19 protein-coding genes are annotated in these 15,685 nt (G+C 36.5%); 5 read left to right on the top strand and 14 right to left on the bottom strand.

Features of this window, described 5'->3' with window-relative positions:
* Window positions 1-18 precede the first annotated feature (18 nt).
* Entirely contained in the window at window positions 19-465 is a 447-nt protein-coding gene (locus ODZ84_RS14365) for a hypothetical protein (protein ID WP_266173061.1), read from the top strand.
* A gap of 109 nt (window positions 466-574) precedes the next feature.
* On the opposite strand, the gene ODZ84_RS14360 is transcribed toward ODZ84_RS14365, so the two are convergent.
* From ODZ84_RS14360 to ODZ84_RS14345, 4 genes are all read right to left on the bottom strand, one after another.
* Window positions 575-1,540, bottom strand: a complete 966-nt coding sequence (locus ODZ84_RS14360; protein WP_266173060.1) for a glycosyltransferase family 9 protein — start codon at window positions 1,538-1,540, stop codon at window positions 575-577.
* Between the two features lie 2 nt (window positions 1,541-1,542).
* Window positions 1,543-1,962: a SufE family protein gene (locus tag ODZ84_RS14355; protein ID WP_266173059.1), complete on the bottom strand. Its 420-nt coding sequence runs from the start codon at window positions 1,960-1,962 to the stop codon at window positions 1,543-1,545.
* Window positions 1,963-2,067: 105 nt separating this feature from the next.
* Complete coding sequence (locus ODZ84_RS14350) at window positions 2,068-3,168, bottom strand: glycosyltransferase (protein WP_266173058.1); 1,101 nt, start codon at window positions 3,166-3,168, stop codon at window positions 2,068-2,070.
* Window positions 3,168-3,392 carry a uroporphyrinogen decarboxylase gene (locus ODZ84_RS14345; RefSeq protein ID WP_266173057.1) on the bottom strand — a complete coding sequence of 75 codons (225 nt, stop codon included), beginning with the start codon at window positions 3,390-3,392 and terminating at the stop codon, window positions 3,168-3,170. The genes ODZ84_RS14350 and ODZ84_RS14345 overlap by 1 nt, the downstream gene beginning before the upstream one ends.
* 152 nt (window positions 3,393-3,544) lie before the next feature.
* Here ODZ84_RS14345 and ODZ84_RS14340 point away from each other — a divergent pair, with 152 nt between their 5' ends.
* Window positions 3,545-6,079 (top strand): ATP-dependent Clp protease ATP-binding subunit, encoded by a 2,535-nt coding sequence (locus ODZ84_RS14340; RefSeq protein ID WP_266173056.1) that lies wholly within the window; start codon window positions 3,545-3,547, stop codon window positions 6,077-6,079.
* Window positions 6,080-6,240: 161 nt separating this feature from the next.
* On the opposite strand, the gene ODZ84_RS14335 is transcribed toward ODZ84_RS14340, so the two are convergent.
* The 3 genes from ODZ84_RS14335 to ODZ84_RS14325 form a co-directional block, all read right to left on the bottom strand.
* Window positions 6,241-6,750 (bottom strand): DUF4411 family protein, encoded by a 510-nt coding sequence (locus ODZ84_RS14335; RefSeq protein ID WP_266173055.1) that lies wholly within the window; start codon window positions 6,748-6,750, stop codon window positions 6,241-6,243.
* Window positions 6,747-7,925: an XRE family transcriptional regulator gene (locus tag ODZ84_RS14330; RefSeq protein WP_266173054.1), complete on the bottom strand. Its 1,179-nt coding sequence runs from the start codon at window positions 7,923-7,925 to the stop codon at window positions 6,747-6,749. The genes ODZ84_RS14335 and ODZ84_RS14330 overlap by 4 nt, the downstream gene beginning before the upstream one ends.
* Window positions 7,926-8,023: 98 nt before the next feature.
* Window positions 8,024-8,551, bottom strand: a complete 528-nt coding sequence (locus ODZ84_RS14325) for a hypothetical protein (protein WP_266173053.1) — start codon at window positions 8,549-8,551, stop codon at window positions 8,024-8,026.
* Between the two features lie 115 nt (window positions 8,552-8,666).
* Between ODZ84_RS14325 and mnmA the strand changes: the two genes are divergently transcribed.
* Together mnmA and ODZ84_RS14315 are read left to right on the top strand one after the other, a co-directional pair.
* Window positions 8,667-9,854, top strand: coding sequence for a tRNA 2-thiouridine(34) synthase MnmA (gene mnmA, locus ODZ84_RS14320; RefSeq protein ID WP_266173052.1), 1,188 nt, complete (start codon window positions 8,667-8,669; stop codon window positions 9,852-9,854).
* A 446-nt stretch (window positions 9,855-10,300) separates the two neighbouring features.
* Window positions 10,301-10,603: a hypothetical protein gene (locus ODZ84_RS14315; protein ID WP_266173051.1), complete on the top strand. Its 303-nt coding sequence runs from the start codon at window positions 10,301-10,303 to the stop codon at window positions 10,601-10,603.
* Between the two features lie 389 nt (window positions 10,604-10,992).
* Here ODZ84_RS14315 and ODZ84_RS14310 read toward each other — a convergent pair whose 3' ends face one another.
* Both ODZ84_RS14310 and ODZ84_RS14305 read right to left on the bottom strand, forming a co-directional pair.
* A complete protein-coding gene (locus ODZ84_RS14310; protein ID WP_266173050.1) occupies window positions 10,993-11,343 on the bottom strand; it encodes a hypothetical protein in 351 nt (116 codons plus the stop codon).
* A gap of 11 nt (window positions 11,344-11,354) precedes the next feature.
* Entirely contained in the window at window positions 11,355-12,062 is a 708-nt protein-coding gene (locus ODZ84_RS14305) for a glycine-rich domain-containing protein (RefSeq protein WP_266173049.1), read from the bottom strand.
* Window positions 12,063-12,161: 99 nt separating this feature from the next.
* Here ODZ84_RS14305 and ODZ84_RS14300 point away from each other — a divergent pair, with 99 nt between their 5' ends.
* Window positions 12,162-13,058, top strand: a complete 897-nt coding sequence (locus ODZ84_RS14300) for a hypothetical protein (RefSeq protein WP_266173048.1) — start codon at window positions 12,162-12,164, stop codon at window positions 13,056-13,058.
* A gap of 79 nt (window positions 13,059-13,137) precedes the next feature.
* Here ODZ84_RS14300 and ODZ84_RS14295 read toward each other — a convergent pair whose 3' ends face one another.
* The 5 genes from ODZ84_RS14295 to ODZ84_RS14275 form a co-directional block, all read right to left on the bottom strand.
* Window positions 13,138-13,881 (bottom strand): LytR/AlgR family response regulator transcription factor, encoded by a 744-nt coding sequence (locus tag ODZ84_RS14295; protein WP_266173046.1) that lies wholly within the window; start codon window positions 13,879-13,881, stop codon window positions 13,138-13,140.
* Between the two features lie 31 nt (window positions 13,882-13,912).
* A complete protein-coding gene (locus tag ODZ84_RS14290; protein ID WP_266173045.1) occupies window positions 13,913-14,206 on the bottom strand; it encodes a 2TM domain-containing protein in 294 nt (97 codons plus the stop codon).
* 13 nt (window positions 14,207-14,219) lie between these two features.
* Window positions 14,220-14,513 (bottom strand): 2TM domain-containing protein, encoded by a 294-nt coding sequence (locus ODZ84_RS14285; RefSeq protein ID WP_266173044.1) that lies wholly within the window; start codon window positions 14,511-14,513, stop codon window positions 14,220-14,222.
* A gap of 209 nt (window positions 14,514-14,722) precedes the next feature.
* A complete protein-coding gene (locus ODZ84_RS14280) occupies window positions 14,723-15,292 on the bottom strand; it encodes a methyltransferase family protein (protein WP_266173043.1) in 570 nt (189 codons plus the stop codon).
* A gap of 78 nt (window positions 15,293-15,370) precedes the next feature.
* Window positions 15,371-15,673: a 2TM domain-containing protein gene (locus tag ODZ84_RS14275; RefSeq protein WP_266173042.1), complete on the bottom strand. Its 303-nt coding sequence runs from the start codon at window positions 15,671-15,673 to the stop codon at window positions 15,371-15,373.
* Window positions 15,674-15,685 lie beyond the last annotated feature (12 nt).

The following is a 15,685-nucleotide window of genomic DNA, read 5'->3' as shown; positions in this document are numbered from 1 at the left end:
TAACAATCTAAGATAATAATGAAACAATTATATATCCTGCTGGTCATATGCTTACCCTTTGCCACTTATTATTCTCAGGAAGTCATAAAGGCAGATGCTCCGGAAGTGCTGAAACCATCAAAATTTACTGATTCTGATTTTACTAACGCGAAGGCATATGAGTACAAAAGCAAAAGTGTTACTAAACCTCAGCAGGCTCATTCAAAAGTTTTGGTTTTTCTCAGTAATGAAGAAGCTTTCTTTCAAATGAATCCGGGAGTTGGTACAGAAGACAGAAAAGCACTTTTAAAGCCTACCATTAAAGATGACATCATTACGCTTACAAACTCAAAAAACAGTGAGAAAATAGTTTTAAAAATAGACCGGTCAGGAGATTATATCAAACTGACTGATACGAAAACAAAAGAAGTCTATCTCGCCAAACAGAAAAGGATAAAAAATACAATAGCTATTCCTGTACATTAAAGGGATCTGCCCACAATTAATAATACGGATTAAAATCTTTTATTAAAAACAATTCCAAATAATAAAAAGAAACAAAAATGCCGTTTTACAATGATAAAACGGCATTTATTTAAATTTTCTGTATAATTTTCTGTAGGTTAAGCTCTTCCAGACAAGCCCAGTCACCGCGATAACATTCTTTATCACCAAAAACAGAACATGGCCTGCAGGTAAGATCCTTTACCTGAACCACATCCTCCTCATTCTGTCCAAAGCCTAAGAACCCTGCGTAAGGATGAGTAGATCCCCAGATAGAGATGCATCTGGTTCCCATGAGACTTGCCAGATGCATATTGGCAGAGTCCATAGAGATCATGAGTTCCAGTTCAGAAATTTTATTGAGTTCCTCCTTAAGGCTCAGTTTTCCTGACAGACTTTGGGTGTTGGGTATTTCCCTTTCCCATCTTTCCAGGGTTTCAGTCTCTTGTTTTCCGCCTCCGAAGAAATAGATTTTATGCTTTTGAGCCAATATTCTTACTAATTCGTAAGATTTTTCCAACGGCAGCATTTTTCCTTTATGCTGGGCAAAAGGTGCAAAACCAATCCCGGATTTAGATGTGGAGGTCGGTCTCAGCCGATGAGATAATACTACATTAAAGCCCATTTCACGAAAAACATCCGCATACCGCTCTGTTGTTTTTTTCAGCTGAACTTTATTGAGATTCCAGATGTCGGTTAAATGTTCTTTCTCCTCTTTTCCTTTATTGATCTTAAATACTTTAAACCCCTTTCTCCTATAAATTTTATCTAAAACTTTAGTCCTGATAACATCATGAAGATTGGCGATTAAATCCGGCCTGAATTCTTTAATGAGCTCATTCGCAAGCCTGTTTAATCCAAAGAAACCCTTATAATCATCCAAGTTGATTCCTTTGAATATAACATTGGGTATATCAGCAAATAAATTCTCAAAATTGCTTCTGGAAACCATAATGATTTCCACCTCCGGATTTTGTTCTAAAAACTCACGGAAAACAGGTGCGGTCATTGCAACGTCACCAAAAGCGGAAAAACGATATGCTAAGATTCTGGTCACAATTATGATTTCAGTTGGTAGGCAACTGCATAGAACTTTATTTGTTTTGTCATCGCCATTAATCCGTTGGCTCTGGAAGGAGAGAGAAATTCCTGCAACCCGATTTCAGAAATAAATTCGAAATCAGAATCCAAGATTTCCTGTGTAGAATGACCACTGTAGATGCTTACCAGCAAAGACACAATTCCCTTAGGTAAAATTCCGTCGGAATCAGCCTCGAAAAAAAGTTTCCCATCTTTAAATTCCGCATCGATCCAAACTTTACTCTGGCAGCCTTTAATTAAATTTTCATCATTTTTTTTATCTTCAGCAAGTCCTTTCAGCTCCTTTCCGAGGTCGATGATATATTCATATTTCTGCTCCCAATCCTCAAGAAACGCAAATTCCTCAATAAGCTCCTGCTGTTTTTCTTTAATGGTCATTTTTATACTTTCTGCAAAGATACTAATTTATGCTTTAGACCTGAAGGAATACATCAGGGCAAATAAGATGATATTGATACCGCCGAGGTTTTTTGATCTATCAGCTCATAAAGAAGCTGAAGCCTTATCAAAAATCTTTAATAATTTTATTTCTTCATTCTCCCAACAGAGAAAATCCGCCGCTTTATCAAGTTCAGGCAGATAATTTTTTCTTCCTTTATCCAAAACTTTCCGGATTGCTTCTGCAATACTTTCCGGTCGATGGTCTTTAATAATTTCACCAATGTCAAATTGTCGCTTAATATTCTGCATTTCAGGAAGATTTGACAGTATCAACGGAATCCGTGCCTGGATACCATCCAAAACTTTATTAGGTAAGGAATAAAAATAGCTTTCCCCACCATTTTCTTCGATGCTCATGCCGCAATCTGCCGTCGGCGTTATTTTTCTTAGATCTTCAGGAAGTAATTTCCCCAAAAAACAAACTTTATGCTGAAGGTTTTCTCTGGTAACCAGGTCTTCATATTCTTTTTTCATAGGGCCGTCACCGGCAATCTTAAAAATAATATTATCCAAGTGATGCATTGCCAAAATCGCTTTATCGATCCCACGGAACGGGTTGATTACTCCCTGATACAGTAGGATTCTGGGCTTATTTTCAGGTATTTCGATACTTCCGGATAATTTTCTCGGAGCATTCTGAACGACAGTAGCATCAACGTTGTACTTATTTTTGAACCAATCTGCATATCCGGAACTTGCCGTTATCATAAACTGTATATCCGGCACCATTTTCTTTTCAAGATATCTCCACAGTTTCTGTGACATTTTACCCTGAATGGCAGGCATTTCCGAGAAGATTTCATGACTGTCGAAAACCAGGGGAATACCTAGTTTTTTAGCCAGCCAATAATTTGGAAGCAGTGCATCCAAGTCATTGGCGTGCAGAACTGTACTCTTATCCGCTTTTCTCTTTAATTCACGGTATAATTTCCAGTTGAATTCAAAATAAGCAGTTTTTAAACTCGTGGAGATTAAAGGTATTCTTGAAACCTTGTAAGGTCTGGACATTTTCTCTGCACCACCCCAGTTATTCCCCAGCAATTCTATCTCGTAGCCATTTTCGTACAAAGTTCTGCATATCTTTTCAATGCGCTGATCTGTGGATAAATTACTGAAAGCAGACGTAATAATTTTCTTACGCATCAGCCCTTTTTTCCGTTGAGCAAATGGTAAATCTGAATAAAACAGATTAAGCCGTTGGGTATGATGACAGGCCAAAGCATTCCGCTGAAGATTCCATAAATGACAAAACAGATACAGCCGATCATGTTGACAATTCTGATTTTCCTTATGTCTTTCAGTATGAAGCTCAGCACAATAAAAAGGGAAGCGGAATATCCGATATAGGTAGCAATTTCGGGATTCATGTGAGGAATTTTGAAGATCACAAACTTAATCATTTTCAATAAGATAATAAAATTTTTTCTGCCATATCGTCATTTATTTGTTTTTGGTAAAATATTTGTAATTTAGATAATGAATAAATGGTAATGTTGCCTTTATTCTAATGAGATATATTATGGATTATAAGTTTTCACAAGGTTTGAGCCAGGTGTTCAAACAAAGCAAAAGCGAAGCTAAACGGCTGAAAAGTGAATTTCTTAATACAGAACATCTACTTTTAGGTATTATAAAAACGGAAAACTCTGCAAAAGAAATCCTTCAGAACCTTAATGCGGATTTAACACAAATCAGAAGAAAAATTGAAACCCTAAATACAGCAGGTCTTAATCCTATTTCTGAGGAAGTTACCAATATTTCTTTCACCAAGATGGCAGATCACGCGATCAAACGTGCAGAGTTAGAATGCAGACAATATAAAAGTAATGAAATCAATACGGTTCATTTACTTTTAGGTATTCTTTATAAATATGAAGACCCAACCTCAAGTATATTAGGAGCATATGACATCGACTATGAAGGCGTTTCAAAAGAGTATCACACCATGCTTAAAAACTCCGGTCAGGCACCACAAATGAGTGCTTATGATGACGATGATGAAAGAGAGGATTTTGAGCAGATGAGAAAGCCTACGGGAAATTTAGGCTCTGCCAAAAGTAAAACTCCTACCCTTGATAACTTCGGTAGAGACTTAACTTCTCTGGCTCGGGACGGTAAGCTGGATCCTGTCATCGGACGTGAAAAAGAAATTGAAAGAGTTTCCCAGATTTTATCAAGAAGAAAGAAAAACAATCCTTTGCTTATCGGTGAGCCGGGTGTCGGTAAATCTGCAATTGCTGAAGGATTAGCATTAAGAATTCAGCAGAAGAAAGTATCCCGTGTTCTTTTTGGTAAACGAGTGATTACCCTGGATCTGGCCAGTTTAGTGGCAGGTACGAAATACCGTGGTCAGTTTGAAGAAAGAATGAAAGCGATCATGACAGAACTCGAGAAAAATCGGGATGTCATCTTATTTATTGACGAGCTTCATACGATCGTCGGTGCAGGAAGTTCCACCGGAAGCTTAGATGCTTCTAATATGTTTAAACCTGCATTGGCCAGAGGTGAGATCCAATGTATTGGTGCCACTACTCTTGATGAATACCGTCAGTATATTGAAAAGGACGGTGCGTTGGAAAGAAGATTCCAAAAAGTAATGGTGGAACCGACTTCTATTGAAGAAACCGTGCAGATTCTGAATCAGATTAAAGACAAATATGAGGAGCATCATAATGTAGTTTACACGCCTGAAGCTATTTTAGCGTGTGTAAACCTGACCTCACGATATATTACAGACCGTTTCCTACCGGACAAGGCGATTGATGCCATGGACGAAGCGGGATCCCGTGTCTATATTAAAAATATGAAGGTTCCTACTGAAATCATCGATTTTGAGAAGAAAATCGAGGATATCAAAGAAATGAAGCAGAAAGCGGTAAAAGCTCAGGATTATCTTGAAGCCAGAAAGCTGAAGGATGAAGAAGAAAGACTTCAGATGGAACTGAATGCTGCCCAGGATAAATGGGATAAGGATGTGAAGGAGAAAAAAGAAACCGTAACCGATGAAAATGTAGCGGAAGTGGTTTCTATGATGAGTGGTGTTCCGGTAACAAAAGTAGGTAAAAATGAGCTTGATAAATTAGCTCAGATGGACGAAAAACTAAACGGAAAAGTAATCGGTCAGGAAGACGCTGTGAAAAAGGTTGTCAAAGCAATTCAGAGAAACAGAGCAGGGCTGAAAGATCCGAACCGTCCTATCGGAACCTTTATCTTCTTAGGAACTACCGGAGTCGGTAAAACTGAGCTGGCTAAAGTTATGGCAAGAGAGTTGTTCGAATCTGACGAGTCTCTGATCAGAATCGATATGAGTGAATACATGGAAAAATTCGCAGTTTCAAGATTGGTTGGAGCGCCTCCGGGATACGTTGGTTATGAAGAAGGCGGTCAGTTAACAGAAGCTGTAAGAAGAAAGCCTTATGCTGTGGTTCTTCTGGATGAGATTGAAAAAGCTCACCCTGATGTATTTAACATTTTATTGCAGATCCTGGATGAAGGTCATGTTACCGATAGCTTAGGCAGAAAAATTGATTTCAGAAATACCATTATCATTCTGACATCAAACATCGGAACAAGAGATCTTAAAGATTTTGGTGATGGTGTAGGATTCGGAACATCAGCTAAAAAGACCAATACTGATTCCAGAGCAAGAAGCACCATTGAAAATGCGCTTAAAAAAGCATTTGCTCCGGAATTCTTAAACAGAATTGATGATATTGTAATCTTTAATTCTCTTGAACAGACTGATATTAAGAAAATCATTGATCTTGAGCTTAACAAACTTTACAGCAGACTTGAAAAATTAGGCTATAAAGTAGAGTTAACCGACGAAGCGAAAAACTTTATTTCTGAAAAAGGCTGGGATAAAGATTTTGGTGCGAGACCGTTAAAAAGGGCCATCCAGAAATACATTGAAGATTTACTAGCGGAAATGCTTGTAAATAAACAGTTAAATGAAGGAGAAACTGTAGTTCTTGATCTCAATGAGGCGAAAGATGCCTTGGCAGGGAAAACTTCAAAACCGAAAAAATCGGCGGAAAAGTCTTCTCAATCATAGAATAAATAATTTAATAGAAATAGAAAGCATCGAAATTTTCCGATGCTTTTTGTTTTTAAATAAATCTTCCCCACAAATTGCTCAGATGAATAAGTGTAAATTAGGAGGGAATAAAATCTTTGAGATTGATAAAAAGTCGATTTATTAAGCCTTGAAACTTTTTATTTCGACAAGAAACATTTAAACTTTAGGTCTAATTCATGAATGAATTGAAAATCATTTATCCAACGTACACCCATATTGTCGCAAACATTTGGAATCTTTATTTTGCTGGAATTTAATGCAGTTACCTTTTCTTCTTTTGTTACAACAGTAGCATTTTCATGTATTGAGTGTGCAATTACCCAAGGATCTGCTAATGAACGCGCTCTTGTATTATCTACTAAGTTTATATGATTAGGATTTGATGAGTAAATATTTTTTAAACAATTTGCAACTTGTTCACTTACCTTTTTAATTGGAATTTTGCTGCTTTTCAACCATTTAGAAAGATCATCTTCTGTTCTTACTATTTCTTCATAAACATATTCAGGAATAAATATCTTTTCTTGTTTGCCAAGTTCAATCAATATATCCCAATAGTCTGGACAAAATGTTGGATTGTAATATTTTTGCCATGCTTGAATTAGCACATTGGCATCTAAACAATATGTATTTGCCTTTGTATTCATCTAACTAATTGAGATTCTAATTTTTGAAATTTATTTACTTGGACATTTAAAAGATTACTAGCCAAAGTTGGTTCAATATATCCACCCCGAAATGCATCTAAAACAGTTTGTGTAAATAGTCTACTATTTCTATTTAATTGTAGTAAAAAATAATTTGGTCCACCTGGATTTTCCTTATCTTTTTGTTTTGCTTTCTTTTCTGCTTCTCTTATTAGGTATTCTGCAAAATTTTTATCCGCTTGTTTTTTGAGATCTTGATAAGTATTAACTGAAATAATATTAAGGTTTAATGCTCTTACCAACAATGCAAACGAACTAACTCCTAATTGTTTAGCAATTTTAAAAATACCTTTTGAAGATTGAAATAATGAAGCATCAAAATTTAATATTATTTCTTTAGGCATCAAAGCATTTGCTGCAACTTCGTTGCAAAATAATTCGACAGGATGAAATTTATCTTTTTGTTTCAGATTAGGTTCAACTTCATTTGAAATACCAGTTTCCGCAATCCAAATATGTGCTAGTTCATGAACTAGTGTAAAAAGTTGTGGAGCATTCCAATCTTCTGAATTTACAAATATGAATGGAGCATATGAGTCTGCAATTGCAAAACCTTGCAATTCGTCAGAGTCCAATTTTAATCTAGAATGAATGAAACTTGTCCGTGAGATAAATATTCCATTGATTTCCGCTGCGTCAATCCACTCTTTTATTGGATTATCAGATTTGTAAAATAATGGATTAATATTTAAAGTTTCAAGTATGTCTTTTGCTACTTTCTCAGGATTTGAATTAATATTGAATAGTCCAACAAATGGAAGTTTTTGTTCTTGACTATCTGAATAAACATCCCTTATCCACGCTTGTTTTTGTTGTATTTCTCTAATTATAAAAATTGAAGATGTTGTCAGCGATTTCGAACCCGATTTTCTAAAGTCTTGCAAAGGTTGAAAGTCTCGAGGAATGTCTGGTAAAAAGAAAAGTGCAAAAGGTCTTTTATATGATTTAGCTAATGTCTGCGCTTGTCTAATAGTAGGTTGGCTAATTCCTTCTTCCCATTCCCTTATCTTTTCAATAGACACAGTAACTTTGGCAGCAGCAATTTCCTCGGACATTCTTGCCGATTCCCTTGCCCATTTTAGAACATTTGGTGTTATGTATGCTTTGTCTGCCATTGTTGGGCTAAAAGTACAAATTTTTAGCTAATTATATTATGACCTAGATTTAATAATTTAAATTTATAATCATCGTGAAAACAATCTGTAGTAAATTTCTAAAGCCCCACCACAAAACCGATATTAGGCACCAGCCCACTGGAAAATATACTGGTCCTTTCCTTCCAGAGAACATTGTACATCACCCCAAACTGCATAAAAGAATTGTTTCCGATTCTCTGCATATAACCACCTCCCAGGTACAAGGCATCCTCCTCATTATTCAGCTTGTAGTCGTAATACTTATTTTCGTAATTGATAAAATAATGCTGATAATTTGCGCCCAGGTAAAATGTTCTTGCGATATAATAATTTAAAAACGGACCTACTCCAAACATTGTCGACCGGTTGTAATCTGAGGTTTGCCAGGAAATGCTGCCTACTACCCCACCTTCCAGATCCTCTGTAAGACGGTAGCCAACTCTTGGTGAAGCCTGGAGATAAAAGGAGCTCTGGCTTCCAAAGCCAATCCCGATTCCTCCACCAAAGGTCCAGCGATTGTTACTTTCCGGGGAAGCCCCAACGGAAACTTGGGAAAATAAGGATTCTGAAATCAGGAGAAGTACAGGTATAATAAATTTTTTCATGTTCTATTGTTTTTGTCAATGTTTAAAATTATGGTTTTTTTCCGAATCTTTTTAATTGTATTTTTGCCGCATCAAACTAAGAACTCCCGTTAAGAGTTTCGTAAAATTGAAATAAATGAAAGTAGTAGTAGGCCTCTCAGGAGGTGTAGATTCGAGTGTGACCGCTTATTTGCTGCAACAGCAAGGTCATGAAGTGGTGGCATTGTTTATGAGAAACTGGAACGATGCTTCAGTAACGCTGGAAGATGAATGTCCCTGGATCGAGGACAGTAATGATGCCTTAATGGTTGCTCAAAAGCTTGGGATTCCTTTCCAGGTGATTGATATGAGTGATCTTTATAAGGAAAGAATCGTGGATTATATGTTCGACGAATACCAGAGAGGAAGAACGCCGAATCCTGATGTTCTGTGTAACAGAGAGGTAAAGTTCGATGTTTTTATGAAGACGGCGATGTCTTTAGGAGCAGATAAAGTGGCAACCGGACATTATGCAAGAGTGGATTCAACCTTTGATGAAAGCGGAAAAGAAATTTTTCATTTACTGGCAGGCAAGGATAACAATAAAGATCAGTCTTATTTTTTGTGCCAGTTGAGCCAGGATCAGCTGTCAAAAGCTTTGTTCCCGATTGGAGAACTTACCAAACCCCAGGTCAGAGAAATTGCGAAAGAAATCGGGCTGGTAACAGCTGATAAAAAAGATTCGCAGGGATTGTGCTTTATTGGGAAAGTGAGTTTACCCCAGTTTTTACAACAGCAACTCGTTCCAAAAGAAGGCGAAATTGTAGAAATCTTCAAAGATTCTCCTCTTTTCGCTCAGGAAACTCCTCAGTTTTCATCAAAACAGAAAGAGTTGGAACATTTAAGTCAAAAAATACATTATAAAAAAGCTAATGGAAAAGTGATCGGAAAGCATCAGGGGGCTCAGTTTTTCACGATCGGTCAAAGTAAAGGCCTTGGGATTGGCGGCCACAAAGAAAGCTGTTTTATCGTTTCCAGAGATATGGAAAATAATATTATTTTCGTGGGAGAAGGACATAGCTTCCCCGGATTGCATAAGAAAGCTTTAAAAGTAGATAATTCCGAATTGCATTGGGTAAGAGAAGATCTTAGACTGAACATCGGGGAATCTATGGAAGTTATGGCCAGATTCCGTTACAGACAGGCTTTGCAGCCTGCAAAAATCTTCCAGTTTGAGGATGCTTTTTATATGGAGTTTGAAGAACCGCAGTCAGCCATTGCTGAGGGACAGTTTGCATCGTGGTATATCGGTGATGAACTTATCGGAAGCGGGGTAATTGCTTAGTTATTGTAATGCTTTTTGATGATGGCCCTTATAAGATATCAAACATCATAGGTTTTGAAACCTATGATGTTTTTTTTACCAGTTACTAATTCCTAGCCCCGATCGAGCGGCATGTTTGAGCTCTTTTCTAGTTTCGGCGGCGGCTTTGCCGCCGCCGAAACTAGAAAAGCGAGTAGCGAAAGCGGGAAACTGCTTCTAAAAAAAATAATACAAACAACAATTCACCGTAATTAAGCAGCTTTAAATCAAAAATAAATAATTTTTTCTGTAAGGTCACACCAATTTAAAAGCATCATATATCTTAATCGTCGATTAAATTTTAACGTTCATCTATAAGAATGGCTTATACTTCCATAAGCCGCTATCTATGCCGGATTCAGGCATATCTATTGTTTAATCTTATATAAGAATAACAAAACAGAATATCAATTTAAAATTTAATTATTATGAAAAAGTTAGTGTTTGCAGCCAGTATATTTATCGCATTCGCAGCCAATGCACAGCACAGAAATGACGACAGAAGATATGATAAAGTGGAATATCACCAGGGTCCGAGAGATTTTGATGGGCTAAGGTTAACGCGTTCTCAGGAAAAACAAATCAGTGCGCTTTCCAAACAGAGGCTCAGCCCAAGAGAATATGATATCCGACTTAGAAAAATTCTGAACAGATCACAGTATGCGCAGTATCAGAAATACGGTTTTAAAAAAGACAAAAGAGTTGCCATTAATCGGGGATTTAGAGATTAGTGAGATAAGGTAAGCCTGGAAATTTAATTTTCAGGCTTTATCATTTTAATATTCAGAAATAAAATTTAGTGTAACATATTCCGAATTGGTTTACTTACTCATCAATAACAATTTAATCTATTAATTATGAAAACTACTTTAACGGATCAGTATGCTCAGATCAATCAGATTTTAATCTTTGTGGTGTCGTTTGTTTTTGGATATAATTTATATCAGGCTATCGTAAATCCCGAAAAATCACATTGAGTATTAAGTACCATTCTATTGGCCATTACTTATTACGGGTGTAAAAAATATGGTTATCAACCTACGAAAGAAAAATAAATTTCCCTGTTATGGTATAAAACCCGAAGTATTTGTTTCGGGTTTTATTTTGAAAGTATTTAAAATCACTTCCTCTTATTCTCTGGTTTAAGTAAGACAAACATTAGGGTAACCACTATTTCTATTATTAGAATCATCACTAAAAATCCGATAGGTTTGTCTAAGGAGATACCCCGAATCAACTTTATAACTCCCAGAAAAAAAATAGAAACCATAAAGCACCATGTTGTTTTGCCAATCCTTTCTTTAAAAAAATTTAATATAAAAATTGAGACATAATAGCTTAAAAGAAGCATCAGGTAAAACTTCAGAAAGACGGGACCTTTCACGGAAACCGGATTCAGGGTATGATGGTTGATGAAAAGCCAGATCAGGCTGATCAAAACCGCGACTGTATGAACAATTATTTTTTTCATTGCTTTGAAATTTAATCCCCACCACCACATCCACCGCATCCGCCGCCACATGAACTGCTACAAGAACTGCTGCAACCTGAGGAACTTCCGCCACAGCTGCCGGAGCCTCCGTCGTTGCCATTCTGCCCTTTATTTTGAGATTCAGCATCCTTGTTTCTTCCGAACATCCATGAAATTAAAAATATGAAGAGAAATAGGGCTGAAACATTCCCAAGACCATCGGAACAGGAACTTAAAGTCAAAAGGAGACCTACAGCTGAAATCATAGTAAGCGGGTTCATTTTGGGATTTTTCCTTTCTTTCTTATGTATCCAGATATCTGCAGGAGGCCGACCAAAGATCTCCTGATAGTGTTTCAGTGTGTTATCAAACCAAAGTTTATGTTTTTGCTTCTCCTCAGAACCCCCTTTTGAAGGATGATGATGGAGTCTGAACCGGAGAATGTTCGGACAGAATTCTTCCCAGTAATTCTGAGTATAGAGCAGATGCATATGCCAGACTCTATCTACAATCCTGCTTGGTGACGCTCCGTCTGGCAGAGTACAGCACAGATAAATAAACTTTTTGTATTCCTCTATGGCTCTTTCCGTGAAGGCAGGAGACCAATTTTCTTCTCTGGCCAGTTTTTGTGAGAAAGACCTGCCCATTTCTTCGTCTGGAGAGAAAGATTTGAGCCTGTTCCAAAGCCACTCATTTTGTAATACGATTTCTTTTTCCATTGTTTGACATTTTAGTTTTACCCAAATATCATTCGATCTAAAAATATAAAAGTCTCACAACGGTCCTTTTTAGTTTTAAAATAATCTTACATTAGTCTTATGAAAAAAGAAGATATTCTGCATCTCGAAAAATTGATGAATTTTTTGGGTCAGCATTTTTTGAAGAAGCATCGCTGGGAAGATGTTTCAAAAACTGAATGGTCATACATTGTCGATGAAATCAATGATTTGATTGCCGTTCAGCGCACGGACCATAATATTAAAAAAGCACCGGATACTCTGGGATCAAACTATCTGTATGAACATCTGATCATCAACAAATTAAAGAAATACCTCCATAATGAAAACGCTGTACTCAGTAAACCTAATCTGGCAAAATTAAGTATGATTGTGAAAGCCCTCGGATATTCCAGCTATATAGATTTTGTCAATTCCAGTACCGAATCGTTCAATTTCAATGATTTAAAAATCGACATGAATAAAGTTCAGCAAAATACAGATTTGCTGGACCGCTTAACGGGCTGCTGGTACTCTTACAACAGGAATCTTCCGGAAAGTCCCTTACAGGCAAAAGAAGACCGGATCTGGCGTTCTGCAACAGAAATTTATAAGTCGGAAACCACAGGGGAATATTTTATTGAAAGGAGCGGCGGAGACCGTCATAAATACTTTGGAAAAGTAACGGCTTATTCGGATTATGTTTTTATCATTATGAACAGCAATACCTTTATCCGCCAGCGTCATTTTATTTCAAGAATAAAAGACATCAAGGAAAAGCTGAAGAATCCGGAATATAAGCTCCATGAGTTGCATTTTATAAGTACATGTATCAGCTTTAACCAGGAGCCGATCGCCCTGTTCGAAATCTTTCAGAAAGCAGATCGGAAGAATTTTATTTCCGAGTCCATCAGCTACCCTATCGATAGTGAAGAGATTCCGAAATCTATCGTCAAACAGCTTGAAGATACGGACTCTAACAGAATTGATTACAGATAATTGTGTTGTCTTATTTTCAAATTATCTGAGTAATGTAGTGACATATTTTTAACGCTACCTTTTAACTTCTTTAGCAGAATTAACTCACCAGCCACTCTTTAAAATCTTTCACGCGATCGCGGCTGACGGTAATTTCTTCTGCAGGCTGAAAATCCAGTTCGACTTTATAAGTGGGTGAAGTATGGATATTTTTAATATGGTCTGAACTGATGATAAACTGACGGTTTACCCGGAAAAATTTTTTCTGGTCTAACACCTCTTCCAGTTCATCCAGGGTAAAATCAGATGGAAATGTTCTACCCTGAGTCTGCAGGTAAACGATTTTATTTTCACTGAAAAAACAGCTGACTTCACGGGTCTGAACAATCTTAAGGTTATAGCCAATCTTCACCAGAATTCTGGAAAGCGTAGTTTTATCTTTCTTAATCAGCTGTTTTATTTCCTGCGAGGCTACCGAATGATCCGAAGGGATAAATGATTTGAATTTTTCAATGGCTCCCGTCAGATCTTCCTCCAGGATAGGTTTCAGAAGATAGTCGATACTGTTTAATTTAAATGCTTTTAAGGTATACTGATCAAATGCTGTCGTGTAGATGATAAAACCTTTGGATGGGATTTTCTCAAAGATATCGAATGAGAGTCCGTCTCCCAGTACAATATCCGAAAATATAAGCTGAGGATGTTCATGATTCGAAAACCATTCTATGCCGTCTTCTACAGATTCTATATGGGCAACAACTTCTATTTCAGGAAATTCACTCAACATCCTTGCCAACTTCCTTGAAGCCGGTTTTTCATCTTCTATAATAACCGTTCTGATCATTTAAGTCTTCGTTTTTTAATTTGAAATAAATTTAATTAAAATTAATCGGCTCTTTTGATCTTCTGATTTCTCTTACCATACGATCATTTTCCCAATCGGCATCGAATATAAATAGTTTTGCCGCTTTCACCGTTAAAATAATTCCCCAGATCACGAATATAACTGATCCGTCATACATTGAAAAATCAAATTTTCCTTTTTCGGAAATATTCCTGAAATATACAATTCCTGTCACGATTCCGAACCAAACTAAGCTTTTATAAAACTTTTTTAATTCTTTTACGCTCTGTACTGCCTGGTTATAATTCATTGTATTCGTTTTCATATGATTACTGTTATTAGAATGTCTTCGGACTTTTTGATTCTTCCTCCATTAATTGTCTTATTTTTTTCTCTTCCCAGCTTTTTCCGATCCCAAACGTATTTATCGCATGTGCGGTAATCCCAAAGCCCCAACCTAACATGGGCCAGAAGAACCATAAATAATCAGGAGATGTTACCAGGTTCAGCACAACTAAAAACGGAATAACCATACAATAAGAGGTCAGATTACCATAAAATCCTTTTAATTCTTTTACTCTTCTTGAAGCTTTTCTGTAAGCAAGATCTTCTTTTCTAATGATTGTTTCCATAATTTTTAAGTTTAAAAATTTAATCTGTTTGTTTTGCTGAGACAAATGTAGTTCGGGAATCGTTCTCAGATCAATTTTATCTTACCGAACGGTAGAAAATAATCACTGAGTTGTAAAAAGTATTGTCAAGCGCTAACAACCGCCTTTTCTTTACACTTCTACTTAATAAACAAATCATGAGAAAACCTGTTTACTTCTAAGAGAAATACTTAATATACAAAAGGGATGAGCTTTTTGGTTTTTTTCCGGTACTCAACATATTCTGCCCCGAACTGTTCAGTCAAAGCCTCCTCTTCGACCTTAATTCGATAGGTAAAAGCAATCAAGGGAGGAACAAATGCCAAAATCAATGATACCCAATTATTCAGATATAAACCGAGCCCAAGAGAAGTAAGCAGCGAAAAAGTGTAAGAGGGATGCCTTATCAGTCTGTAGAAACCTTCTTTTTTAATTTTGTGGTCCTGTTTTATGGTAACCTCTACCGTAAAATATTTTCCTAATGATCTGATAATAATAAATCTCAAGATAATTCCGGTTATAATAAAGCTTTCTCCTAAATAGAAAATCCAGGGATGGCGGGTGATCGGGAATTGGGTAAAATAAGAAACCGTGACGGAAGACGCTATAGAAAAAAGAATGGCAATCCACAGAATATTAAGTGTGGATTTATCTTTATTCTTAGGATCTTTTTCTCCTGCTTTTAATATTCTTTTATAGAGGAATTCACTTAAAAACCAGGCGAACATGGAAATGGTAAAAAGTATTTCTAATGTTTTCATTTTTTATTTATACAGTTTTTTTATAAGTCCTGAACCGGACATCAAAGTTTAATGGTTTACGGAAGCCCTAAACAGGCTCTAACTTTTTTCTTTATCCATTAATTCTTTGATTTTCTTTTCTTCCCAGTCACTCCCAAAAAAGAATCTGGGAAGAAAGACACTCATGGCATAAATGAGCAATCCTATTCCCCAAAAGAAAGGGAGCGTAAAATACTGCCATCTCCAGATGGTCTGTCCCGGTTGTAAGTTTTTATAATTAAGGAATAAAATAAACAGATTTACAGCAAAATATACAAAGGTAAAAACATAAAAATTTTTGATCTTTTTCACTCTTCGCTGGGCTTCTTTATAGCGGAAGTCGTTTTCGTCAATATGTTCCATGGGTTTATTTTA

Origin of the sequence: Chryseobacterium fluminis, assembly GCF_026314945.1 — a bacterium.
Taxonomy (GTDB): Bacteria; Bacteroidota; Bacteroidia; order Flavobacteriales; family Weeksellaceae; genus Chryseobacterium; species Chryseobacterium fluminis.
The sequence above is the reverse complement of the archived record's forward strand: the minus strand, read 5'-3'. Positions and strand labels throughout refer to the sequence as shown.

Coding starts and splice junctions, on each gene's coding strand:
- ODZ84_RS14345 (WP_266173057.1), bottom strand. CDS start 3,392: ATGAATCCCGAAATTGCTACCTATATCGGATATTCCGCTTCCCTTTTT.
- ODZ84_RS14315 (WP_266173051.1), top strand. CDS start 10,301: ATGAAAAAGTTAGTGTTTGCAGCCAGTATATTTATCGCATTCGCAGCC.
- ODZ84_RS14340 (WP_266173056.1), top strand. CDS start 3,545: ATGGATTATAAGTTTTCACAAGGTTTGAGCCAGGTGTTCAAACAAAGC.
- ODZ84_RS14355 (WP_266173059.1), bottom strand. CDS start 1,962: ATGACCATTAAAGAAAAACAGCAGGAGCTTATTGAGGAATTTGCGTTT.
- ODZ84_RS14275 (WP_266173042.1), bottom strand. CDS start 15,673: ATGGAACATATTGACGAAAACGACTTCCGCTATAAAGAAGCCCAGCGA.
- ODZ84_RS14335 (WP_266173055.1), bottom strand. CDS start 6,750: ATGAATACAAAGGCAAATACATATTGTTTAGATGCCAATGTGCTAATT.
- ODZ84_RS14305 (WP_266173049.1), bottom strand. CDS start 12,062: ATGGAAAAAGAAATCGTATTACAAAATGAGTGGCTTTGGAACAGGCTC.
- ODZ84_RS14285 (WP_266173044.1), bottom strand. CDS start 14,513: ATGGAAACAATCATTAGAAAAGAAGATCTTGCTTACAGAAAAGCTTCA.
- ODZ84_RS14280 (WP_266173043.1), bottom strand. CDS start 15,292: ATGAAAACATTAGAAATACTTTTTACCATTTCCATGTTCGCCTGGTTT.
- ODZ84_RS14350 (WP_266173058.1), bottom strand. CDS start 3,168: ATGCGTAAGAAAATTATTACGTCTGCTTTCAGTAATTTATCCACAGAT.
- ODZ84_RS14290 (WP_266173045.1), bottom strand. CDS start 14,206: ATGAAAACGAATACAATGAATTATAACCAGGCAGTACAGAGCGTAAAA.
- ODZ84_RS14310 (WP_266173050.1), bottom strand. CDS start 11,343: ATGAAAAAAATAATTGTTCATACAGTCGCGGTTTTGATCAGCCTGATC.
- ODZ84_RS14300 (WP_266173048.1), top strand. CDS start 12,162: ATGAAAAAAGAAGATATTCTGCATCTCGAAAAATTGATGAATTTTTTG.
- ODZ84_RS14295 (WP_266173046.1), bottom strand. CDS start 13,881: ATGATCAGAACGGTTATTATAGAAGATGAAAAACCGGCTTCAAGGAAG.
- ODZ84_RS14365 (WP_266173061.1), top strand. CDS start 19: ATGAAACAATTATATATCCTGCTGGTCATATGCTTACCCTTTGCCACT.
- mnmA (WP_266173052.1), top strand. CDS start 8,667: ATGAAAGTAGTAGTAGGCCTCTCAGGAGGTGTAGATTCGAGTGTGACC.
- ODZ84_RS14330 (WP_266173054.1), bottom strand. CDS start 7,925: ATGGCAGACAAAGCATACATAACACCAAATGTTCTAAAATGGGCAAGG.
- ODZ84_RS14325 (WP_266173053.1), bottom strand. CDS start 8,551: ATGAAAAAATTTATTATACCTGTACTTCTCCTGATTTCAGAATCCTTA.